Source organism: Sinomonas sp. G460-2, from assembly GCF_047759905.1.
GTDB lineage: Bacteria > Actinomycetota > Actinomycetes > Actinomycetales > Micrococcaceae > Sinomonas.
On record NZ_JBKZWT010000044.1, the window covers coordinates 1 to 20,722 of the forward strand.

General features: G+C 68.6%; 22 protein-coding genes and 1 pseudogene. 10 read left to right on the forward strand and 13 right to left on the reverse strand.

Going from position 1 to position 20,722, the window contains the following annotated elements; all coding sequences use genetic code 11:
• The coding region (locus ACLN58_RS06845; RefSeq protein WP_415854517.1) for a 4'-phosphopantetheinyl transferase superfamily protein at window positions 1-273 on the forward strand (273 nt) is incomplete at its 5' end.
• On the opposite strand, the gene ACLN58_RS06850 is transcribed toward ACLN58_RS06845, so the two are convergent.
• From ACLN58_RS06850 to ACLN58_RS06860, 3 genes and pseudogenes are all read right to left on the reverse strand, one after another.
• Window positions 218-1,579: a M1 family metallopeptidase gene (locus tag ACLN58_RS06850; RefSeq protein WP_415854518.1), complete on the reverse strand. Its 1,362-nt coding sequence runs from the start codon at window positions 1,577-1,579 to the stop codon at window positions 218-220. The genes ACLN58_RS06845 and ACLN58_RS06850 overlap by 56 nt on opposite strands.
• Entirely contained in the window at window positions 1,576-2,580 is a 1,005-nt protein-coding gene (locus tag ACLN58_RS06855) for an IclR family transcriptional regulator C-terminal domain-containing protein (protein WP_415854538.1), read from the reverse strand. Before ACLN58_RS06855 ends, ACLN58_RS06850 begins: the two co-directional genes overlap by 4 nt.
• Window positions 2,569-2,880, reverse strand: a pseudogene (locus ACLN58_RS06860) (helix-turn-helix domain-containing protein); the annotation flags it as partial. The pseudogene ACLN58_RS06860 and the gene ACLN58_RS06855, both read right to left, overlap by 12 nt.
• 71 nt (window positions 2,881-2,951) lie before the next feature.
• Here ACLN58_RS06860 and ACLN58_RS06865 point away from each other — a divergent pair.
• The 5 genes from ACLN58_RS06865 (at window position 2,952) to ACLN58_RS06885 (ending at window position 6,678) form a co-directional block, all read left to right on the forward strand.
• Window positions 2,952-4,079 carry a Gfo/Idh/MocA family protein gene (locus ACLN58_RS06865; RefSeq protein WP_415854519.1) on the forward strand — a complete coding sequence of 376 codons (1,128 nt, stop codon included), beginning with the start codon at window positions 2,952-2,954 and terminating at the stop codon, window positions 4,077-4,079.
• Between the two features lie 10 nt (window positions 4,080-4,089).
• Window positions 4,090-5,442 (forward strand): MFS transporter, encoded by a 1,353-nt coding sequence (locus ACLN58_RS06870; RefSeq protein ID WP_415854520.1) that lies wholly within the window; start codon window positions 4,090-4,092, stop codon window positions 5,440-5,442.
• 139 nt (window positions 5,443-5,581) lie between these two features.
• Window positions 5,582-5,830, forward strand: coding sequence for a type II toxin-antitoxin system Phd/YefM family antitoxin (locus ACLN58_RS06875; RefSeq protein WP_415854521.1), 249 nt, complete (start codon window positions 5,582-5,584; stop codon window positions 5,828-5,830).
• Window positions 5,827-6,216, forward strand: a complete 390-nt coding sequence (locus ACLN58_RS06880; protein ID WP_415854522.1) for a type II toxin-antitoxin system VapC family toxin — start codon at window positions 5,827-5,829, stop codon at window positions 6,214-6,216. The genes ACLN58_RS06875 and ACLN58_RS06880 overlap by 4 nt, the downstream gene beginning before the upstream one ends.
• 9 nt (window positions 6,217-6,225) lie before the next feature.
• The gene (locus ACLN58_RS06885) at window positions 6,226-6,678 is read left to right on the forward strand and encodes an SRPBCC family protein (protein WP_415854523.1); all 453 of its coding nucleotides are present in this window, start codon (window positions 6,226-6,228) and stop codon (window positions 6,676-6,678) included.
• Window positions 6,679-6,734: 56 nt separating this feature from the next.
• Here the strand turns inward: ACLN58_RS06885 and ACLN58_RS06890 are convergent, their stop codons facing one another.
• The 3 genes from ACLN58_RS06890 to ACLN58_RS06900 are packed head-to-tail and all read right to left on the reverse strand — an operon-like array spanning window position 6,735 to window position 8,896.
• Window positions 6,735-6,977 carry a hypothetical protein gene (locus tag ACLN58_RS06890; RefSeq protein ID WP_415854524.1) on the reverse strand — a complete coding sequence of 81 codons (243 nt, stop codon included), beginning with the start codon at window positions 6,975-6,977 and terminating at the stop codon, window positions 6,735-6,737.
• A gap of 8 nt (window positions 6,978-6,985) precedes the next feature.
• Complete coding sequence (locus ACLN58_RS06895) at window positions 6,986-8,422, reverse strand: flotillin family protein (RefSeq protein WP_415854525.1); 1,437 nt, start codon at window positions 8,420-8,422, stop codon at window positions 6,986-6,988.
• 42 nt (window positions 8,423-8,464) lie between these two features.
• Window positions 8,465-8,896, reverse strand: coding sequence for an SRPBCC family protein (locus ACLN58_RS06900; protein WP_415854526.1), 432 nt, complete (start codon window positions 8,894-8,896; stop codon window positions 8,465-8,467).
• A gap of 202 nt (window positions 8,897-9,098) precedes the next feature.
• Here ACLN58_RS06900 and ACLN58_RS06905 point away from each other — a divergent pair, with 202 nt between their 5' ends.
• Together ACLN58_RS06905 and ACLN58_RS06910 are read left to right on the forward strand one after the other, a co-directional pair.
• Window positions 9,099-10,076: a LacI family DNA-binding transcriptional regulator gene (locus tag ACLN58_RS06905; protein WP_415854527.1), complete on the forward strand. Its 978-nt coding sequence runs from the start codon at window positions 9,099-9,101 to the stop codon at window positions 10,074-10,076.
• 51 nt (window positions 10,077-10,127) lie between these two features.
• Window positions 10,128-11,480, forward strand: coding sequence for an MFS transporter (locus ACLN58_RS06910; protein WP_415854528.1), 1,353 nt, complete (start codon window positions 10,128-10,130; stop codon window positions 11,478-11,480).
• 94 nt (window positions 11,481-11,574) lie between these two features.
• Here the strand turns inward: ACLN58_RS06910 and ACLN58_RS06915 are convergent, their stop codons facing one another.
• The 3 genes from ACLN58_RS06915 to adh form a co-directional block, all read right to left on the reverse strand.
• Window positions 11,575-11,979 carry a DUF779 domain-containing protein gene (locus tag ACLN58_RS06915; protein WP_415854529.1) on the reverse strand — a complete coding sequence of 135 codons (405 nt, stop codon included), beginning with the start codon at window positions 11,977-11,979 and terminating at the stop codon, window positions 11,575-11,577.
• A complete protein-coding gene (adhP, locus tag ACLN58_RS06920; protein WP_415854530.1) occupies window positions 11,979-13,001 on the reverse strand; it encodes an alcohol dehydrogenase AdhP in 1,023 nt (340 codons plus the stop codon). Before adhP ends, ACLN58_RS06915 begins: the two co-directional genes overlap by 1 nt.
• 296 nt (window positions 13,002-13,297) lie before the next feature.
• Window positions 13,298-14,821 carry an aldehyde dehydrogenase gene (gene adh / locus ACLN58_RS06925; protein ID WP_415854531.1) on the reverse strand — a complete coding sequence of 508 codons (1,524 nt, stop codon included), beginning with the start codon at window positions 14,819-14,821 and terminating at the stop codon, window positions 13,298-13,300.
• Between the two features lie 249 nt (window positions 14,822-15,070).
• Between adh and ACLN58_RS06930 the strand changes: the two genes are divergently transcribed.
• Window positions 15,071-15,772: a hypothetical protein gene (locus tag ACLN58_RS06930; RefSeq protein ID WP_415854532.1), complete on the forward strand. Its 702-nt coding sequence runs from the start codon at window positions 15,071-15,073 to the stop codon at window positions 15,770-15,772.
• Between the two features lie 3 nt (window positions 15,773-15,775).
• Here ACLN58_RS06930 and ACLN58_RS06935 read toward each other — a convergent pair whose 3' ends face one another.
• Window positions 15,776-16,492, reverse strand: a complete 717-nt coding sequence (locus ACLN58_RS06935) for a TetR/AcrR family transcriptional regulator (RefSeq protein WP_415854533.1) — start codon at window positions 16,490-16,492, stop codon at window positions 15,776-15,778.
• A 112-nt stretch (window positions 16,493-16,604) separates the two neighbouring features.
• Here ACLN58_RS06935 and ACLN58_RS06940 point away from each other — a divergent pair, with 112 nt between their 5' ends.
• A complete protein-coding gene (locus tag ACLN58_RS06940) occupies window positions 16,605-17,309 on the forward strand; it encodes a DUF4386 domain-containing protein (RefSeq protein WP_415854534.1) in 705 nt (234 codons plus the stop codon).
• A 138-nt stretch (window positions 17,310-17,447) separates the two neighbouring features.
• On the opposite strand, the gene ACLN58_RS06945 is transcribed toward ACLN58_RS06940, so the two are convergent.
• The 3 genes from ACLN58_RS06945 to ACLN58_RS06955 form a co-directional block, all read right to left on the reverse strand.
• Window positions 17,448-18,647: an amidohydrolase family protein gene (locus ACLN58_RS06945; RefSeq protein ID WP_415854535.1), complete on the reverse strand. Its 1,200-nt coding sequence runs from the start codon at window positions 18,645-18,647 to the stop codon at window positions 17,448-17,450.
• A complete protein-coding gene (locus tag ACLN58_RS06950) occupies window positions 18,634-20,082 on the reverse strand; it encodes an MFS transporter (RefSeq protein WP_415854536.1) in 1,449 nt (482 codons plus the stop codon). Before ACLN58_RS06950 ends, ACLN58_RS06945 begins: the two co-directional genes overlap by 14 nt.
• Before the next feature lie 72 nt (window positions 20,083-20,154).
• The coding region (locus tag ACLN58_RS06955) for an ornithine cyclodeaminase family protein (RefSeq protein WP_415854537.1) at window positions 20,155-20,722 on the reverse strand (568 nt) is incomplete at its 5' end.

Below are 20,722 nucleotides of genomic sequence, written 5' to 3' on the forward strand. Positions count from 1 at the left end.
GAGCGCCGTCGTCTGTTGTCGGTGCCGGATGTGCCCGCGGAGGCCGCACGGCTCTGGGCGCGCAAGGAGGCCCTGCTCAAGGCGCTCGGCACGGGCCTGCGCTCGGACCCTGCCGCCGTCGAGACGCTCGGGGACGGCCGGGTCGACGACGTCGACACGCGGGCGCTCGGCTTGCCCCCGGGCTTCGTCGCCGCCGTTTCAGTAGCCTCGGTGCCGGCTATTTCGGAAGCGGCGGAAGCTTCTCGGCGTAGAGCCAGGGGCGGAGCACGCTAGCGGCGTCGAACTTCCGGGCCCCCGCGCACACGCGGTCGAGGAGCTCGATGAACTCGGCCGTCGAGGCCTGCCCGTGGCGTCGCTCGGACGCGAACGCCCGAAGCGAGCGGAAGAACCGGTCGTCGCCCACCGCGCGGCGCACGGCGTGCAGCGCGAGCGCGCCGCGCTTGTAGACGCGATCGTCGAACATGAGGTGCGGGCCCGGTGCGCCGATGCGGAGGTCCTCGGGAAGGCTCGCGAGGTACTTCCACGCCGTCGAGGCGCGTTCCTTCGCAGACGCGAGGCCCGCCGCGTCGCTCCACAGCCACTCGGCATAGCACGCGAAGCCCTCGTGCAGCCAGATGTCCTCCCAGCGCCGCACGGTCACGGAGTTCCCGAACCACTGGTGCGCGAGCTCGTGCGCGAGCAGCCGCTGCGCCTCCCACGTGCGCCGCAGGTGATTGCGGCCCATGATCGAGAGGCTCTGGGCCTCGAGCGGGATCTCGAGCTCGTCCTCCGTCACGACGACCGTGTAGTCGCGGAACGGGTAGGGGCCGAACAGCTCCGAGAACAGCTTGACCATCTTCACTTGGTCCCTGAGCCCCGAAGCGGCCTCGCCCCGGAGCTTCGGCGACACGTTCGCGAAGACCCGCACGCGGCCGGAGCCGCGGTTCGGCAGCTTGCCGAGCTCGATCTCCTGATAGCGGCCGATCAGGAGCGTCGCGAGGTAGGGCGCCATGGGCTCGAGCTGCTCGTAGACCCACGTCTCGCGGCTCGAGCGCCTTCGGTGGCCCACGAGGAGGCCGTTCGAGATCGCGCGGTACCCCGCGTCCGCCGTCACCGTGATGCGGAACGGCGCCTTCTGGCTCGCGTGGTCGTTGCACGGGAACCACGTCGGGGCGCCGACCGGCTGCCCTGCCACGAGCACGCCGTCGTCGAGCTCCTCCCAGCCGACCTCGCCCCACGGCCCCCGCACGGGCCGGGGCGTGCCCTCGTAGCGGACGTCGAGCTCGAAGCGGGCGCCCTTCGGGATCGCGGGGCGCACGGCCACGACGAGCTGATCGCCGCGCTGGGCCAGCTTCGCCGGCTTCGCGCCGTCCACGGTCACCTTCGTGGCGCGGAGGCCCGCGAGGCTCAGCGTCACGGCGTCGAGCTTCTCGCGCGCCTCAGCCTTGATCCGGGCGCGGCCCGCCAGGCGGTTGCTCCCGAGCTTGAGGTCGAGGTCGAGGTCGTAATGCGTCACGCGATACTCGTCGGTGCCGTGACCGGGGGTGTAGGGATCGGGGAGCGCCTTGCTGTGGTGGGACTTGCCGTTCTTCGGGCTCACCGGGTGGGTACCTCCGGCTCGCGCCACGGCGCCACGGGGTTGCCCCGCCAATACGTTCCCGCCGGGATGCCCTCGCCGCGCATCACGAGCGACGCGGGGCCCACCGTGGCCCCCGAGTCGATGCTCGCGCCGGGCAGGATGACCCCGTGCGGGCCGATCGTGGCTCCCTGGCCGAGGTTCACGGCGTCGATGCTCATGATCCGGTCGTGGAAGAGGTGGGTCTGAATCACGCAGCCGCGGTTGACCGTCGACCCGGGGCCGAGTGCCACGAGGTCCGCCTCCGGGAGCCAGTAGCTCTCGCACCACGCGCCGCGGCCAATCCGTGCCCCGAGTAGGCGCAGCCACCAGACGAGCGCGGGCGTTCCCGCGGCGGCGCGTGCAAACCACGGCGCCGCGACCATCTCGACGAACGCGTCCACGACCTCGTTGCGCCACACGAACGAACTCCACAGCGGGTGTTCGCTGGTGCGGATGCGCCCCACGAGCAGCCACTTCCCGACGACGGCGGAGCCCGCCGCGATCGCGCGCCCGTCGTGGTCGAGCACGGGCACGGCGACGGCGCGCATGCCCACCTCGTTCTCCTCGTCCATGAGCGCGTAGCCCAGTGTCCGGATGCGTTCGATCTCGGCGCGGAACTCATCGCGGTCCGTGATCGACTTGGGTGCGACCGGCACGAGCTCGAGCGTGTCGACGAGCTTCGCGCTCTCCCCCGGTTCCGCGAACGCGACGAGCGCCTTCCCGACCGCCGAGCAGTGCAGGTAGCCGCGGTAGCCGGGATCGCTCGTGACGCGGAAGGCCTTGGGGCCGTCGACCTTCGCGACCGTGAGGAAGCGATCCTCGTCCTGGACGGCGAGAATGCTCGCTTCCTGGGTCTTCTCGGTGAGCCGCGTGAGCACGGGAGTGGCCGTGCCCGCGTAGCCGAGGCTGTTGGAGACGTAGAGGCCGAGCTGGAAGACGCGCAGGCCGAGGCTGTACTTCTTCCCCTCGGGCTCGAAGTCCACGAACCCGGCGCGCTGCAGGGACTGGAGGAGCCGGTAGGCCGTGCTGAACGGCAGGTCCGCGCGGCGCGAGAGATCCGCCGCCGTCGTGGCGCCCGGGGCGTCGCCGAGCATGACGAGCAGGCTCAGGGCCTTGCCGACCATGTCGGTTTTTCCGATGCCTGCCTTAGCTGGCTTCTCGGTGAGGATCTCATCGCCGGTGATCGAGGTCATACGTCGATAGTGGCACAGTTTCCACATTGTGGCAACGTTCGCCAGATTGTGGAAATAGTTCTTGACTTGTGAGCCAAGGCACAGGATCATCGTTTGTATCGCGAAAGCGACTTCCACGATGCGGTTATGTTTCGAATCGCACCGACCAGCAAGCAGGAGCCATGACCACACGACGCTGTGTACGGATCGCCGTCGCCGGGTCCGGATTGATCGGCCAGGAGCACATCGGCCGCATCGCCGACAACTCGGAGACCGAGCTCAGCGGCATCGTCGATCCCGCCCCGGCCTCCCGCGAGGTCGCCGATCGGTACGGCGTTCCCCTCTTCGGGAGCCTCACCGAGCTCTTCGCGGCCCAGCGCCCGGACGGCGTGATCCTCGCGACCCCCAACCGCTTCCATGTGTCCGGCGGACTCGAGTGCGTCGAGGCCGGCGTCCCCGTCCTCGTCGAGAAGCCCATCGCCGAAACGGCCGACGACGCCGAGCGGCTCGTCGCTGCTGCCGAGGCCGCGGGCGTTCCGCTCCTCGTGGGACACCACCGGAGGCACAGCCCGCTCCTCGCAGAGGCGGGCCGGATCATCGGCGAGGGCGGGCTGGGAGCGGTGGTCGCCGTCGTCGGCACCGCGCTGTTCCGCAAGCCGGACGACTACTTCGACGTCGGGCCCTGGCGAAAGCAGCCGGGCGGCGGGCCGATCCTCATCAACCTCATCCACGAGGCGGACGGCCTGCGCGCCCTGTGCGGGGAGATCGTGCGGGTGCAGGCCACCGCGTCGAGCGCCGCGCGCGGCTTCGAGGTCGAGGACACGGTCGCGATGACGCTCACGTTCGCGAACGGGGCGCTGGGGACGTTCATGCTCTCCGACGCCGCGGCCGCGGTGTCCTCATGGGAGCAGACCTCGCGCGAGAACCCGGCCTATTCACACGCCGACGACGAGGACTGCTACCTCATCGCCGGCACCCGCGGCTCGCTGGGCATCCCCACGATGCGCCTCCGCACCTACGCCGGCGATGCCTCGTGGTGGGAGCCCTTCGAAAGCCGCACCGCCGCCGTCGAGCGCCACGATCCGCTCGCCGCACAGCTCGCGCACTTCGCCGCCGTCGTACGCGGAGAAGCCGAGCCGCTCGTCACCGGACGGGACGGACTCCAGTCCCTCCGCGTCGTCGAATCCGTCCTCGAGGCCGCCCGGACGGGCGGCCTCGTTGAGGTGCCCGCCCCGCCCGTCCGAACCCCATCCGCACGAACCCAACCCACCCAAACCCCGTCCGCCCCCGCTGCATCGACGCAGAACTGAAGGAATCCCCATGACCACAGCATCCGCTGCCCCGCAGAAGACCCCGGTTCGCGCCGCAATCGCGAGCTGGGTGGGAAGTGCCCTCGAGTACTACGACTTCTTCATCTACGGCACCGCCGCCGCCCTCGTGTTCAACAAGATCTTCTTCCCGAACGCGGCGCCCGGCGTGGACATCCTGCTCTCCATGGCGACGTTCGGCGTCGGCTACGTGGCCCGGCCCATCGGCGCGTTCTTCATGGGCCACTGGGGGGACAAGTTCGGCCGCAAGAACGTGCTCATCGGCACCGTTCTGCTCATGGGCGTCTCGACGTTCCTCGTAGGCTGCCTGCCCACGTACGCGCAGATCGGCGTCTGGGCCCCGGTCTTCCTCGTGGCGCTCCGCCTCCTCCAGGGCTTCTCCGCCTCCGGCGAGCAGTCCGGCGGCACGTCGATGTCGCTCGAGCACTCTCCCGAGAACCGCCGCGGCTTCTTCACGAGCTTCACGCTCGCCGGCACGCAGTTCGGCCAGGTCATCGCGGCCGCCGTCTTCATTCCGGTCTCCGCGCTCCCGAACGACCAGCTGCTCTCGTGGGGCTGGCGCGTCCCGTTCTGGATCTCCGCTCTCGTGGTGATCGCCGGCCTCATCATCCGTGCCCGCCTCACCGAGACGCCCGTCTTCAAGGAGGAGGCCGCGACCCAGGAAGTCGCCAAGGCGCCGCTCGCGATCCTGTTCCGACACCACTGGAAGGCCGTGATCCGCGTGGCGCTCTGCGCACTCGTCTCGACGGTCTCGACCATCTACGGCGTGTACGCCCTCGCGTTCGCGACGAGCACGGTCCACCTCGACAAGGGCATCATGCTCTGGGTCGGCGTCACGACGAACCTGCTTTCGCTCGTCACCATCCCGCTCTGGGCCCTCCTCGCGGACAAGATCGGCCGCAAGCCCGTGTTCATCATTGGCGTCCTCGGCTCGGGCTCTGCCATGTTCCTCTACATGCCGGCGATCGTGAGCGGGAACTACGCGGCCATCTTCGGCGTCGCGATCCTCATGTCCGGCATCCTCTACATGGCCGAGAACGGGATCTTCCCGGCGTTCTTCTCCGAGATGTTCCCCACCAAGGTCCGCCTCTCCGGCATGGCCATCGGAACCCAGGTGGGCTTCGCTATCGCGGGCTTCGCGCCGACCATCACGGCGGCGATCGCTGGCAAGGGCGCCGACGGCTGGGTTCCCGTGGCGTGGTTCACGATCGTCGCGTGCCTCATCGCGGCCGGCGCGGCGCTCACCGCCAAGGAGACCGCGCACAAGACCCTCGCGCAGATCGACGCCGAGGCGGAGGCCATCCACGCGGCGTCGGCCGCGCCGAAGGTCGCCACCGCGCAGTAGCCCTTGTTCCTGCGGCGGCGCCGTCAGATTTGCCCGCTCCGGCGGGCGAGCCTGGCGGCGCTGCTGCGTTCCTGGTCGGAAAGGGCGCGTGGGGTGGGCCTTCGCTGGCTGATGTGCTACGAAGTGCTACGATTGGTCGGTGAAGACGATCAGCCAGCGTGAACTGCGGAACGACAATGCTGAAGTGATGCGCGGCGTCGAAGCGGGCGAGACCTACACGGTGACCCGACGTGGCGTACCGATCGCCACCATCTCACCCCTCGTCGACACGTCTGATATGCACTGCCTCCGCCCTGCCAGAAAACACCCTACCTACTCGCTGCAGAAGCGCGCCGTCAGCGGCATACCCACCCGGGCGACCCTAGACGAGATCCGGGGCGAGCGGTGAGGCGCTGGTACCTTGACACCTCGGCGGCTCTCAAACTCCTCATCGAGGAATCGGAGTCAGCAGCTCTCGCCGCCGCTATCGACGCGACTGAACCCGACCTGGTCGCGTGCTTCCTTTTGGAGACCGAACTTCGACGTGCAGTCCACCGGGACCCGAGCATCAATCAAAGCGATGTCTCCGGGTTCCTCGAAGGCGTCGGGCTCTATGAGATCCCCGTCTCCTTGTTCCAGGAGGCTGGGCTCCTCGGTGGCCGGAACCTTCGCTCCCTCGACGCCCTCCACCTGGCCGCGGCGATCCGGATCGGGGTCGAGCATGTGGTTACCTACGACATCCGGATGGCCGAGGCCGCCCGAGATCTAGGCCTTTCCGTCTCGTCGCCGTCCTGAGGCCACGTAGTGAAGCGGTTTGAAATCGTCACGCGCCTGGCTGCTCCGCCGGAACGCGTCTTCGAAGCCTCCCTCGACGTCGAGACCCACCTCGGCTCCATGGCCGATTCGGGGGAACACGTGGTCGGCGGCGTTACCGCCGGCCAGCTGAAGCTCGGCGACTCGGTGACATGGCGGGCGACTCACTTCGGGATCCAATGGCGGATGCGCGTTCTGATCACCGCGTGCGAGCCACCCAACTTCTTCGTTGACGAGCAGGTGCACGGGCCATTTAAGCGCTGGCATCACGCCCACTATTTCGAGAACGACGGCGCGAGCGGCACAGTGATGCGCGACGTCGTCGAATTCGCGGCCCCGCTCGGCCCCCTCGGCGCGATCGCAGAGGCAGTCGTGCTCAAGCGCTACATGCCGAAACTCATCCGCCAGCGGAATGAGTACCTGAAAGCGCACCTGGCGAGTTGAGGCCGACTTCCACCGGGCAATGGGCTGAGGGCGGCCATCCAGCTGCCCTCAGCTGTTTATTGAGCTTCCCTCAGCACGTCCGGCAGCTCTTCAACGAAAACCGTCTGCGGCGGCTCGTAGTAGATGACCAGCACCTCGTCCCCCACATTGAACACACTGGTCTTGTCGAACGGGTGCGCGTGGAAGGCGCTCGTGCCACCACGGAAAGGCAACATGACCTCTCCGACCGTGCCCGGCCCGATCCGCCCGGTCACCCGTCCAATCTTGCCGGTTAGGCTACGGTCAACGTCCTTGTGCATCGGGTTCGTTACGCATCGGGAGCCTTGGTGGGACGCGACGGCGTCACTTTGCCATTCTTGAGCGCCCCGGTGATCGAAGGCAGGAAGTTGCCTACTTGGGCCAGAATCCCGCCCACCATGCTATTGAGCCCTTCTCCGCCATTCAGGACCGTCAGTTGATCAACATGAGCAAAGGGCTCGGCAGCCGCCGCCACAATCGCAGGCATGTTCTCCGCAAGCTGCTGGGAGATCACCGCTTCCTGGTTGGTCCCGAGCGCCTCAGCGCGGGCCTTGATGCCGTCTGCCTCCGCCAATGACTTCGCCTTCACAGCGGAGGCCGCGGCATCACCGCGAGCCTTCGTGGCTGCCGCCTCGGCTTCACCGGTGATCTTTGTGGCCCCCGCGATGGCCGCCGCAGCGTTGGCGTTGGCCTGCGCTTCGACCTCCACCTTGCGGGCATTCGCCTGGGCCTCGAGTTCCGTGCGGCGTGCCCGTGCCTCGGAGGCGCTGATGTCCGCAGCCTTTTGGGCTTCCGCCTCCGTGCGAAGGGCGTAGGCCTTGGCATCGGCGGGCTTGCGAACGGACGTCTGCAGCTTCTGCTCCTCGCGGTCGGCCTCCAGCTTCGCTACCTCAGTTTCCTGGACGACGACTTTCTGCCGCGCCGTGGCATCGGCCAGCGGACCGGCTTGGGCAGCGTTGGCCCGGGCAGTCTCCGCATTGGCCTGGGCCGCCGATTGCCTGATCGCGGAAAGGCTCTGGGCATCGGCAATCTGCGCCGCGGCTTCGGCCTCCTTTTCCGCGGCTTCGCGATTCCTCGTGGCCTCGGCGATCCGGGCCTCCATCTTGACCTGGGCAATATGTGGTTTGGCGAGGTTCTGGATGTAGCCCGTGGGGTCCTGAAGATCTTTTATTTGGAGGGAATCAACCACGAGGCCGAGCTTTTCCATTTCCGTGCCGCTGGCGCTGCGGACCAAGGACGCGAGTTTGTCGCGCTCACGGATGATTTCTTCCATGGTCATGCTGCCAATGATCGAGCGCAGATGACCCTCAAAGACGTTGTAGACTTGGCTTTCCATTTTGGGCTGTTGGCCGAGGAACCTCCTCGCGGCATTGGCGATGAAAGGCGCAGCGTCACCGATTTTGTAGATCACCACGCCCTCCACAATCACCTGAATACCTTGCGAGGTCACGCAGTTGACCTGGAGCTCTGTTTCGTTCAGTGTCAGGGACAAAGTCCTCACCGTTTGGAGCCCGGGAACTACCAGGGCGCCCTTCCCGGTGACGATTTTGAAGTCCATCCCATCCCTAGTGTCCACGCTTCCCCGGGTCAGGCCGGAAATGATCAGCGCCTCGTTCGGTTCCGCCACCTTCCACATCAATTTGATGAGCAGCCTCACGACGGCAACGGCGACGACTACGCCCACTAGAGTCACAAGAATGGGGACGTAAACCAAGGGATCGAACATTGACTGTCCTTTCAACGGCAAGCACTCAAGCGGCTCGTGTAGTCAGTCTGCTGCGCTGTGATCCAGCCGTCCAGCAACTCGCGTGTCGTCGAGAATCTCGCGCAGAGTCTCGAGGTCTCGCTGCACCGCGGCGGCGTCCGCCTCGAAGGCTGCGTCCGTGATTCCCGGGGCGCGGCGCAGATGGAAGACCGCGAGGCTGTGCTCGCCGTCCCGAAGAATCCTGAACTGGTTGAGCACCGCCTCGCCGCCGGGAAGGATCACCTCGTGGTCGAGGATGCCGGCGCTCGCGTCGCCCACAAACCGAACCTCGACGGCGCCCATAGGCGACTGCGCGAGCCAGCGCCCGCCGTCGTTCTCGATGCCCGCGGCGAGCCCCGCGGCCCAGCGCGGCAGGTTCGCCGGGTCGCCTGCGAAATTGACGACGGCGCGCGGCGGCACGGCGATTTCAACGTCCAGATGGCGGAATTCAGACATGGGACGAGCGTATGGCGCGTGGAGTGGTCCGTCCCATGCCCGCGCGCGCGGGTCCTTGGATTCGGTGGACCTGCGCAGCGAGAGCACGAGAGCGTCACTCGGACGTTGCAGCAACGGATTGACTTGTTGCAGAAACGCTGTCACTCTGGTGAGGTCGCTGTGATGGCGGCCACAGCTCGAACGGCCGAACAAGGAGGTTCCGATGACGACCATTGCCGAAATCGCTCAGGCAGCCGGCGTCTCGAAGTCCACCGTGTCGCGCTCGTTCACTCGCCCCGATTCGGTCAACGCCGAGACCCGAGAGCGCATCCTCGCCGTCGCCACCGAGCTCGGCTACAACCCGGCTCCGCCGAAGGCCGAGGCCACCGGAACCATCGCGCTGTTCATCCCGGACATCGCCAACCCCTACTACCCGCCGCTCGTGAAGGCGATCCAGGCTGCGTGCCGCCGCCAATCGTTCTCGCTGCTCGTCGTCGACGGCGAGGACGATCCCGAGGCTGACGCCGAGGAGCTTGAGCGGATCATCGGGCGCGTCGACGGCGCGCTCGTCTTCGCCCCTCGCATGGATGCCGAGCGCCTCCGCGCGCTCGACGCCGTCTCCCCCGTGGTCCTCATCAACCACGTCGCGGAGGGCCTTCCCGCCGTCGTCCTTTCGGCTCCTGAAGGCGCGCGGCAAGCTGTCGAGCACCTTGCCGCGCTCGGCCACCGCAGCATCGCGTACCTCGCGAGCCGGGAGGACAACTACTCGAGCCGGGTGCGCCTCGCCGCCGCGGAGGAAGCCGCCGACCACCTCGGCTGCACGCTCGTCGTGCTCACGCACGCGGAGCCCACGTACGCCGCCGGCGTGCGCGCCGCGGACCTCGTCCTCGCGGAGCCGGTCACCGCCGTTATCGCGCACAACGATCTCATGGCGTTCGGCTGCATCAACCGCCTCGCGGACCGCGGGGTCAAGGCGGGAAGCGACATGAGCGTCATCGGCTTCGACGACATCTGGCTCGCGTCCGCCTCTCGCCCCGCGTTGACCACCGTCAACACCCCCTACGAACGCGGGGGCGCCGTTGCCCTCCGCCTGCTGACCGAGCGGATCGCCGATCCGGCCCGCCCGGCCAACACGGTCCACCTCTCGGGAGACCTCATCGTGCGCGCAAGCACCGCGCCCGCCCCAGCCCTCGTGGGCTGAAGCCCCGTTTCTCCGTTTCGCACCCCACCTGTCCGCACCGAAAGGCGAGCCATGGCCAAGTTCAGCGGGATCGTCGATCCCGACGTCACGACCCTCGAGGAGCAGGCGCGCCGCCTCAAGCGCGCCCGCAAGGCGGCCCTTGCGGCCTTCCTCGGCGGCGCCCTCGAGTACTACGACTTCTTCGTCTACGCGACAGCGGCGTCGCTCGTGTTCTCGAAGATCTTCTTCCCCTCGGGCAACCCGACGGTCGCCCTCATCTCATCCTTCGCTACGTTTGGCGTGGCCTACGTGGCCCGGCCGTTCGGCGCCGTCGTCTTCGGTCACTTGGGCGATCGCATCGGACGCAAGAACACCCTCGTCCTCACGCTCGTGCTCATGGGCGGGGCGACGTTCCTCATCGGCGCGCTCCCGGACTTCCACGCCGCCGGCTACGTCGCGCCGATCCTCCTCGTGGTGCTGCGCCTCCTCCAGGGCCTCTCGGCTGGGGCGGAGACCGCAGGCGCCTCCGCGCTGACCATGGAGGAATCGCCCGTGGGCCGCCGCGCGTTCTTCCCCTCGTTCTCGATGAGCGGCATCTCCACGGGCATCGTGCTCGCTTCGCTCGTGTTCCTCCCGGTGGCCGCGATGAGCGAGGCCGACCGCCTCGCGTGGGGCTGGCGCGTCCCGTTCTGGAGCTCGATCATCGTGCTCATCGTGGCCTATGTAGTGCGCCGCTCGCTCGAGGAGCCCGAGGTCTTCGAGGAGAAGGCCGAGCAGCACGACCTCGTGAAGCTGCCCGTCGCGGACATGTTCAAGACGCACACTCCGCAGTTCCTCCAGGTCGCCCTCATGTCCTTCGAGACCGTGACGAACACGTTCATGCAGTCCTTCGGACTCGCGTACGCCGTCTCGGTGGGCATCCCGACGTCGACCATGCTGTGGGTGAGCATCCTCGGCAACGTCGTCGCGATCGCCACGCAGCCCCTCGCGGCGATGCTCGCCGACCGCTTCGGCCGGAAGCCGCTCTTCATCTCCGGCATCATCGGCTCGGGCATCCTGATCTTCATCTACTTCTCGTCGATCTCGACGAAGAACGTTCCGCTCGTCTTCCTCACGAGCACGCTCATCACCGCCGGCACCTACGCGATGTCGAACGCCATCTACCCGGCCTGGTTCGCGGAGCTCTTCAACGTCCGCGTCCGCTACTCCGGCATGGCGATCGGCCTCCAGATCGGCATCCTGTGCGCCGGCTTCACGCCGCTGCTCGGCACCGCGCTGGTCGGGAGCGTCCCGTCCAACTGGGGCCCGGCCGCCTGGATCGTGGCGGGCTCCTCGGTCCTCGCGCTCATCGGCGCCATCTGGGCGCGCGAGACGTTCCGCACGCCGATCCACGAGCTCGGCAACAGGGTCCGCGGCTCGAAGTAGAGATCCGCCAGAGACCCCGCAACGGGGCGCCAGGGACCCCGCAACACTCGATCGTGGTGCGGGGTCCCGTCCGTCTCTTTGCGAGGTCCCGTCCCTACGGGATGTCGAGGATCTCGCTCCGGATGAGGAAGCGCTTGCCCTCCGGGGCCTCGAGCGAGAACCCGCTCCCCCGGCCGGTCACGACATCGACCGTGAGGTGCGTGTGCGACCAGTACGCGAACTGCTCCTTGGACATCCAGAACCCCAGTTGCCCGCGCCCTGGGAGGTCGAAGATGCCGAGCTGCTCGTCGGCGTCGCCCGTGAGGAACTCCCCCGCGGGGTAGCACATGGGCGCGGAGCCGTCGCAGCAGCCGCCTGACTGGTGGAACATGAGCGCCCCATGCCGCTCCCACAGCGCGTCGAGCAGCTCCGCGGCCGCCGCGGTCAGCGCGACCCGGGAGAAGTCCTCCCCCGGGCGCACCGGCCGGGCGCTGAGCGCCGGGGCTCGAGACGTGTCCATCAGTACTTGATCACCACGCGGCCGTCGATCTTCGCGTGGTGCATCTCGTCGAAGACCTGGTTGATCTCCTCGAGGTCCCGCGTGTGGAACGTCGGGTGGATCTGGCCGCGCGCGTAGAACTCTAGCGCCTCGACCATGTCCTGCCGCGTCCCCACGATCGAGCCGCGGATCGTGAGGCCCTTGAGCACGATGTCGAAGATCGGCGCCGGAAAGTCCCCCGGCGGGAGGCCATTGAACACGATCGTTCCGCCGCGCCGCGTCATCCCGATCGCCTGCCCGAACGCGGCGGGGTGGACGGCGGTCACGAGGACGCCGTGCGCGCCGCCCGTCGCCGCCTGAACGGCCTGCGCCGGGTCCTCGGCGAACGCGTTGACCGTCACCTCCGCGCCGTGCTTGCGGGCGAGGGCGAGCTTCTCATCGGCGACGTCCACAGCGGCAACGCGCATCCCCATCGCGACGGCGTACTGGACGGCGATGTGCCCGAGCCCGCCGATCCCCGAGATCACGACCCACTGTCCCGGGCGCACCTCCGTCTGCTTGAGCCCCTTGTACACCGTGACCCCGGCGCAGAGGACGGGTGCGATCTCGTACGGGTCGGAGCCCTCGGGGATGCGCGCCGCGAACTTCGTGTCGACGAGCATGTACTGCCCGAACGAGCCGTCCACGCCATAGCCGCCGTTCTGCTGCGACTCGCACAGCGTCTCCCAGCCGGTGCGGCAGAATTCGCACGTTCCGCACGCGCTCCACAGCCACGCGTTGCCCACAACGTCGCCGACGGCAAGATCCGTCACGCCGTCCCCGAGCGCGACGACTGTGCCGACGCCCTCATGCCCCGGCACGAGCGGGAGCTTGGGCTTGACGGGCCAGTCGCCCTGCGCCGCGTGGAGGTCGGTGTGGCACACGCCGCTCGCGATGAGCTTCACGAGCGCCTGCCCGGGGCCGGGCGTGGGGATCTCGAGCTCGTCGACGCTGAGCTCCTGGTCGAATGCGTGGACGACGGCAGCTTTGAAGGTTTCGCTCATGTCATGCTCCTTTGCATGGGTTGGGTGGTGGTCGAGACGGGGCACGCAGATTCCGACCGTGATCCGCTGCCATGGGGCGGCGTGTCGGCGCGACATGCCGCGGGATTTCGAGGTTTGGCCCCCAACGTTGGTCGGAATCAGGAGGCGGCCAGAGCGATGGCGGCGAAGGAACGCCGGCGGGACAGGCAGGTGGCGGGACGGACGACGGCGGCGCGCACCCGCCGTCGTCCGCTCGCCTGGCGCTGGACGCGGCAGGTGAGTTCGGGCCGCCCGGGCATTGGGTGGGAAGGCGGGGTTTAGAAGAACCCGAGCTTGTTCTCGCTGTAGCTGACCAGCAGGTTCTTGGTCTGCTGGTAGTGCTCGAGCATCATGAGGTGGGTCTCACGGCCGATGCCGGAGGACTTGTAGCCGCCGAACGCGGCGTGCGCTGGGTACGCGTGGTAGTTGTTGACCCACACGCGGCCGGCCTGGATCTCGCGGCCCGCGCGGTAGGCGACGTTGCCGTTGCGGCTCCAGACACCGGCGCCGAGGCCGTAGAGGGTGTCGTTGGCGATCTCGAGGGCCTCGTCGTAGTCCGAGAACTTCGCGACCGAGACGACCGGGCCGAAGATCTCCTCCTGGAAGATCCGCATCGTGTTCGTGCCCTCGAAGATGGTCGGCTCGACGTAGAAGCCGCCCGCGAGGTCGCCCGGGAGCTCGGCGCGCTTGCCGCCCGTGAGGACCTTCGCGCCCTCGGCCTTGCCGATCTCGATGTAGGAGAGGATCTTCTCGAGCTGGTCGTTCGAGGCCTGCGCGCCGATCATCGTCTCGGTGTCGAGCGGGTTGCCCTGCTTGATCTTCCTGGTGCGCTCGACGACGTCGCCGAGGAACTTCTCGTAGATGCCCTCCTGGACGAGGGCGCGCGACGGGCACGTGCACACCTCGCCCTGGTTGAGCGCGAAGAGCGTGAACCCCTCCTGGGCCTTGTCGTAGAAGGCGTCGTCGGCGTCGGCGACGTCGTTGAAGAAGAGGTTCGGGCTCTTGCCGCCGAGCTCGAGCGTGACCGGGATGAGGTTCTGCGACGCGTACTGCATGATGAGGCGGCCCGTGGTCGTCTCGCCCGTGAACGCGATCTTGCGGATGCGCGGGCTCGACGCGAGCGGCTTGCCCGCCTCGACCCCGAAGCCGTTGACGATGTTGAGCACGCCGGCGGGGACGAGGTCCTGGATCAGCTCGGCGAGGACGAGGATGCTCGCCGGGGTCTGCTCCGCGGGCTTGAGGACCACCGCGTTGCCCGCCGCGAGCGCGGGGGCCAGCTTCCACGTGGCCATGAGCAGCGGGAAGTTCCAGGGGATGATCTGGCCGACGACGCCGAGCGGCTCGTGGAAGTGGTACGCCGTGGTGGTCTCGTCGATCTGGGAGAGCGAGCCCTCCTGGGCGCGGATCGCCCCGGCGTAGTAGCGGAAATGGTCGACGGCGAGCGGCAGGTCCGCGGCGAGCGTCTCCCGGACGGGCTTGCCGTTGTCCCACGTCTCGGCGACGGCGAGCAGCTCGAGATTCTCCTCGATGCGGTCCGCGATGCGGTGGAGGATGAGCGCGCGCTCGGCGACCGAGGTCTTGCCCCAGCCCGGGGCGGCCTTGTGCGCGGCGTCGAGGGCGAGCTCGATGTCCGCGGCCTGCGAACGGGCGACCTCGCAGAACACCTGCCCCGTGACCGGGGTGACGTTCTCGAAGTACTGGCCCGCCACCGGGGCCACCCACTCGCCGCCGATGAAGTTCTCGTACCGGTCCTTGAAGGTGATCTTGCTGCCCTCGGTGCCCGGCTGCGCGTAGACGGTCATGGCGACTCCTTTGTCTCTGGTTCCCTTGCGGGGCCGGTGGTGCCGGCGTTGCGACGAGCGTAGGAGTCTGTCGGTTGCGGCGTGGTTGCAGCGGTGTGGTCCGGGTCACAGATTCGGCTCTCGAAGCGTTGACAGGACCGCCCGCCGAGCGCGCAATGATGCTGAGACCCCGCCGCACCCCACGAGGTTCCCGCCGCCACCCGCTCTGCCTGGCGGACTCAACGGATCGATGAACCGGAGGTAAGAACAATGGGTTCATTAGCATTCCCCTCTCCCGTCCTTCCCGGCAAGGAGGCGGCACCCGCCGAGATCGGCGCCAAGCTGGCCGAGCATCCTGGGCTGCAGGACTTCCTGGCCAACGGCACCCTGAGCCTGGTCCGCGTGTACCAGATGACGACGCCCATGGGGGACGTGGTCACCACCTATCAGGAGGCTGACTCGATCGAACGCTCCTTCCAAAGCCAGATCGAGGACCCCTCCGAGGTGGCGCAACTGCTGCGTGAGCACATCAAGAACGCCCACGGCATCGACGTCGCGGAAGCTTCGACTCCCGAGGCCGAGCAGTGGCTCGAGTATTCGGAGCCGGGCGGATCGCGGCATCCGGGCCTGGGGTTCTCGGTGCCGATCCAGCCGGGGAAGACCGATCTGCTGCGCGCTCTCAGCGGAGAGACTTCCGGCCCCCAGAAGGAAGGGTGGGAGGCCCTCAACCGCGATCTTGGGGTCACGCTGCATCGCGCGTACATCATCGCGACCCCGATGGGCGACTTCGCGAGCGTCTACTTCGAGGCGCCCGATCCTGCCGAAGCCAACCGACAGTTCGCGGCCCACGCGTCCGAGTTCGCGAGCTACTTCAAGGGCCAGGCAGGTGAGGCTTTCGGCATCGACTTCAGCGATCCCTTGCCGCCGGTCACGACGGTCTTCGAGGCGGTGAGGACCAAGGAGACGGCCTGAAGGCTACAGGACCGAGGCGGCCTCGCGATCGTGGTCGCTCGACCGCCAGCCCCTGCGGCGAAGCCGCTCGACGCCGTCGAGCATGAGGTCGATTCCGAATTCGAACTCGAACTGGTCGTCGCAGCCGGAGCCCACGACGCTGCCTGGGTCGTGGGCGCGGCTCGTTGCGACCGCCACGATCCCGGGGAACGTGGCCATCATGTACTGCGCCTGTTCGGGCGTGAGGTCCGCGGGCGCCGTCGGGCTCGTCTCGTGGAGCTCTTGGGTGAACCCGAAGATCCGGCTGCCCAGCGCGTGCATGACGTGGTGCACGAGGTCAGCCGAGATTCCGCCCGCGAGAAAGGTGCGGATCATCGAGTCCGTGTACGCGAGGACGATCGGCGTCGGGGCGGCCTGGGCCTCCATGACGCGCCGCGCCCACGGGTGCCGCAGCATGACCGCGCGGGCGGACAGGATCCGCCGTCGCACGGCCGCCTTCCAGTCCGCGTCCTGCCGAGGGGGATCGATCTCGCTCACAACGGCGTCGACCATTCCGTCGAGGAGCTCCTCCTTGTTGGCCAGGTGCTTGTAGAGCGCCATCGGCACCACGCCTAGCGCCTGCGCCAGCTTGCGCATGCTGATGGCCTCGAGGCCTGCTTCATCGGCGAGGGCGACGGCGGCGCGGAGCACCCGCTCGCGGCTGAGCGGCTGCCGCTGCGCGCCGTCGTTCGTCGTCGTCACGACCCACTCCCTAGAACCCTGCAACACCGTGATTGACAAGTGTACGTCGTACACCTATCGTCAGTCCATGAGAGGTGTACGCCGTACACCTAGGACAAGGAACGGGATTGACATGGCCCCCACACGGCGCAGCGCTATCGTCATCGGCGCGCTCTACCTCACCACCCACGTCACGTCGGTCGCGGGGCTCGCGCTCTACGGCCCCGTGCTCACGAGCACCGCCTACGCGGACTATCTGGCGGGTCCGGGCGCGAGCGGGCGAGCGCTGGCCGGAGGGTTCCTCGAGGTGGTCCTCAGCCTCGCCATTGTCGGCACCGGGGTCGCGTTCTTCCCGGTGATCAAGCGGGTCAACGAGGGAATGGCGCTCGGCTACGCGGGGCTGCGCACCCTCGAGGCGGCGATTATCGCGGTCGGCGTCACGCCGCTCGTGGCGGCGGTCAGCCTCGTTCAGTCGGGCGGAGTCCAGGATGCGGCCTTGATCCAAGCCCTCGCCGGGGTGCACAACTGGACGTTCCTGATCGGGCCGAGCTTCGTCTGCGGCGTCAATACCGTGGTGCTCGCAGCCGTGCTACTCCGCTCCGGGCTCGTGCCGCGCTTCATTCCCCTCCTCGGGCTCGCCGGCGGCCCACTCGTGTTCGCCTCGGGCCTGGCGCAGATGTTCGGGCTCCTGCCGCAGGCCTCGCCCATCGCTGCGCTCGCCGCCATTCCGGTCTTCGCATGGGAAGTCAGCCTCGCGCTGTTCCTCGTGATCCGGGGGTTCCGGGAGCCCGCAGCCGGGCAGGAGCGCGCGGCCGCTGCCGCCCCCGCCGTCGCCTAGCTCCGCCTAGTCCCGCCTGCCCGCGCTCCCGTCCGGTTGAACTTTTCCAACCGGTCGGGAGCGCGGCGCGTGGGGCCGAATCGACGTTTCGCGGCGGAACAAACGGACGCGAAAGCAGAGGCGATCACGGCGACGAAGTCACGGGGCTCTGACGACATCGCCGTCGGCCACGATGAGCCTCAGCGAATCCCCTCCGGCGAGCACCCCCATGTCGGCGAGCGGGTCGCCGTCGACCGCGATCAGATCGGCGCGGGCACCTTCCCTGATGACACCCGCACGCCCCTCCTCGCCCACGATCTCCGCGCCGACGAGCGTCGCGGAACGGATCACGTCGAGCGGTTCCTGGACCCGCGCCCGCAGCGCGAACTCCTCGAGCTGGATCGCGAGGCCCTCGCCATGGAGATCGGTGCCGTAGCCGATCTTGACCCCGGCCGCGGCGGCCCGCGAGACGGACTCGAGCCCGCGCTCGAAGATGTCCTCGACCGCGGCCCGCTTGGACGCGTCGAGCCCATGGCCGGTCCGGCCGGACAGGATCGCCCAATACGTGGCGAGCGTCGGGACGTAGTAGGCCCCGGTCTCGCGAAAGAGCTCGAGGCACTCGTCGTCGAGCAGGTTTCCGTGCTCAACGGTCCGCACGCCGAGGCGGAGGGCCCGGGAAACAGCCTCGGCCGTGTAGACGTGCGCCGCGATGTAGCGGTGGGCGAGGTGCGCCTCGTCCACGGCCGCGAGCACTTCGGCGTCCGAGAACGCGAGGGCCTCGATGCGCATCTTCGAGACCACGCCGCCCGAGAGCGTGAGCTTCGCGTGGTCGGCGCCGTCGCGGAACTCGGCGCGGAGGGCTCGGCGGAGCTCGACCTCCCCGTCGCACACCCGCGTGAGGGCGTGCCCGCCAGTGGGGGCGAAGATCGGCCCGCCGGCCTTGAGCCTCGGTCCGGTGACGAGCCGCTCCTCGACCGCGCGGGCGAGCCCCATGTCCGCCCCGCCCATGTCCCGCACCATCGTGAAGCCGCGCAGGAGCATCTCGTGCATCACGAGGGCCGACCTGGCGGCGTGGTAGCTCGGCGTCCAGGAGAGGATCTCCGCGAAGTCGCCCGAGGCCTGGGTCACGTGGACATGGGCGTCGATGAGGCCGGGCAGGACGGTCAGGCCTGCGAGCGAGATCTCGGCGGAATCGGGGACGGTGCGGGTCGAGGCAGAGATCTCGTCGATGCGCCCGCCCCGCGTGACGATCGTGCGGGGCGTCCCGACGTCGCCCGTGACCGGGTCGAGGATCCGCGCGTCCCGGAGCACGAGGGCGGCGGGCGTCTTGGCGGCGCCCGGCTCCCTACGGACGCCCACGGTCCCCGCTCGCTTCCCGCTCAGCGCTGCCTCCGCGGACGACGACGCCGGCCGGCTCGGCGACCGCCGTGCCCGCGGCGATGTCCTCGAGTGAGCGCCCCCGCGTCGAGATTCCGAGCGCGAGGACGACCACGGCGGCCCCACCGAGCACGACCATGATCATCGCGAACACGCCCGCGAAGCCGAGGGACGAGAACGCCACGCCGATGAGGATCGGAGCGACGATCCCGCCGATCCGCCCGACGGCCGACGCCGTGCCCATGCCGGTTGCACGGAGCTCGGTCCCGTAGACCTCGGGCGTGTAGGCGTAGAGGCCCGCGTAGCAGCCGTTCATGAAGAACGAGAGGCACGAACCCCACACGACGACCATCGCCTCGGACGGTGCCTGCGAGAGGAGCAGGGCCGAGACCGCGCCGCCCGCGAGATAGGCCGCGATGGTGATGCGGCGGCTGAACCGCTCGTTGAGGTAGGACGCGCTGTAGTAGCCGGGGATCTGGGCGATCGTCATGATGAGCGAGAGGGTGAAGCTGCTCGCGATGGGCATCCCGCGGCCCACGAGGAGCGACGGGATCCACGTGAAGAATCCGTAGAAGGAGAACGTGACCGCGATCCAGAGGAGCCACAGCACGGCCGTTCGCCGCGCGTTGCCGTGCCTCCACAGGTCGGCGTGGCGGAAGAGCGTGGGCCGCCTGCGGGCGGACGACGGCGGTGTGTCGCCGAGCGCTTCCACCGGGCCGCGGGCCGCGCGCACGAGCTTGCCGTTCTCGAGCCCGTCCACGATGACGGCCGCCTCGGTGGCGCGGCCGCGAGTGAGGAGCCAGCGCGGCGACTCGGGAAGGGCACGCCGCCACCACAGCAGCATGAGGATCGGGATCGCCGTGACCAGCTGGCTGATGCGCCAGCCGTCGTGGAGGCCGGCGACGAGGGTCGTGCCGATGAAGGCCGCGCAGATGTAGCCGAAGGCGAAGAAGCCCGCGACGGCGCCCACGAAGAGCCCTCGGCGGGCCTTGGGGATGAACTCGGCGATGAACGTCGGGATGATCGCCGATTCGGCCCCGATCCCGATGCCCGCGATGACGCGCATCGAGAAGAAGAATTCCCAGTTCTGGGAGGTCGCCGCGACGGCCGAGGCAATCGCGTAGAGCGCGAGCGCGTACATCATGACGCGGCGGCGCCCGATCCGGTCCCCGAGCACGCCGGCGGCAATCGAGCCGATGAAGATGCCGATGAGCAGCGAGCTGCCGATGAGCCCCGTCTGGGCGCCGTCGAGGTGCCATAGGGGGCGGATGATCGGCATGATGTAGGAGACGAGCGAGCCGTCCATGCCGTCGAACATGAGGCCGAGGCCGCCGATGAGGGCGAGTCTCAGGTGGGGCCGCCCGACCGGCATGTCGTCCATGCGGGCCAGGAGGGATCGGGTGCTTTCCGGGGCCATTGGAGGCCTTCCTATCGTCGTTGATATAGAGCGGGGGGATGGGTGGGCGGGGAATAGCTGGGGCAGCCGGATTCAGCTGCTGAGGTCGAGGTGCAGGCCGAGACCCCGTTCGAGGGCGGCGTCGTACAGGATGCGGCCGATCGCGAGGTCCTGAAGGCCGATGCCGACCGAGTTGAAGAGCGTGATCTGGTCGTCGCTCTCGCGGCCAGCCACCGTTCCAACCAGAACCTGGCCGAGTTCGCCGGCCACGTCCCCCGCGGCGATGGCCCCCTCCTCGACGGCGAGGAGGAGGTCGCCGGACTTGGCGAGGGCCGTTTCGAGGCTGTCGACGACGACGCGGGATCGCCGCATGGCCTCGGCGTCGACTTCGCGGTGGGTCGGGCGAGGCCGGGCGCCGACGGCGTTGACGTGGAGCCCGGGGCCGAACCAGCCGCCGCGCACGATCGGGACCTCGGACGGCGTGAGGGTGCAGAGGATGTCGCTCGATTCCACGGCCTCCTGCACGCTCGAGGCAGCAACGACGCTGACCTCGGCCCATTCGACCTGCCTGCGGAAGGCGTCGATCGTCGACGCGCTCCGCGACCAGACCACGACCGTCTCGACCGTCGAGACCTTGGCGATCGCCTCGAGGTGCGCGACG

Bases quoted from the DNA above. Each gene is read 5' to 3' on its own strand.
- ACLN58_RS06890 (WP_415854524.1), bottom strand. From the start codon at position 6,977: ATGCACAAGGACGTTGACCGTAGCCTAACCGGCAAGATTGGACGGGTG.
- ACLN58_RS06940 (WP_415854534.1), top strand. From the start codon at position 16,605: ATGGCCCCCACACGGCGCAGCGCTATCGTCATCGGCGCGCTCTACCTC.
- ACLN58_RS06915 (WP_415854529.1), bottom strand. From the start codon at position 11,979: ATGGACACGTCTCGAGCCCCGGCGCTCAGCGCCCGGCCGGTGCGCCCG.
- ACLN58_RS06930 (WP_415854532.1), top strand. From the start codon at position 15,071: ATGGGTTCATTAGCATTCCCCTCTCCCGTCCTTCCCGGCAAGGAGGCG.
- ACLN58_RS06895 (WP_415854525.1), bottom strand. From the start codon at position 8,422: ATGTTCGATCCCTTGGTTTACGTCCCCATTCTTGTGACTCTAGTGGGC.
- ACLN58_RS06905 (WP_415854527.1), top strand. From the start codon at position 9,099: ATGACGACCATTGCCGAAATCGCTCAGGCAGCCGGCGTCTCGAAGTCC.
- adh (WP_415854531.1), bottom strand. From the start codon at position 14,821: ATGACCGTCTACGCGCAGCCGGGCACCGAGGGCAGCAAGATCACCTTC.
- ACLN58_RS06910 (WP_415854528.1), top strand. From the start codon at position 10,128: ATGGCCAAGTTCAGCGGGATCGTCGATCCCGACGTCACGACCCTCGAG.
- ACLN58_RS06900 (WP_415854526.1), bottom strand. From the start codon at position 8,896: ATGTCTGAATTCCGCCATCTGGACGTTGAAATCGCCGTGCCGCCGCGC.
- ACLN58_RS06950 (WP_415854536.1), bottom strand. From the start codon at position 20,082: ATGGCCCCGGAAAGCACCCGATCCCTCCTGGCCCGCATGGACGACATG.
- adhP (WP_415854530.1), bottom strand. From the start codon at position 13,001: ATGAGCGAAACCTTCAAAGCTGCCGTCGTCCACGCATTCGACCAGGAG.
- ACLN58_RS06870 (WP_415854520.1), top strand. From the start codon at position 4,090: ATGACCACAGCATCCGCTGCCCCGCAGAAGACCCCGGTTCGCGCCGCA.
- ACLN58_RS06865 (WP_415854519.1), top strand. From the start codon at position 2,952: ATGACCACACGACGCTGTGTACGGATCGCCGTCGCCGGGTCCGGATTG.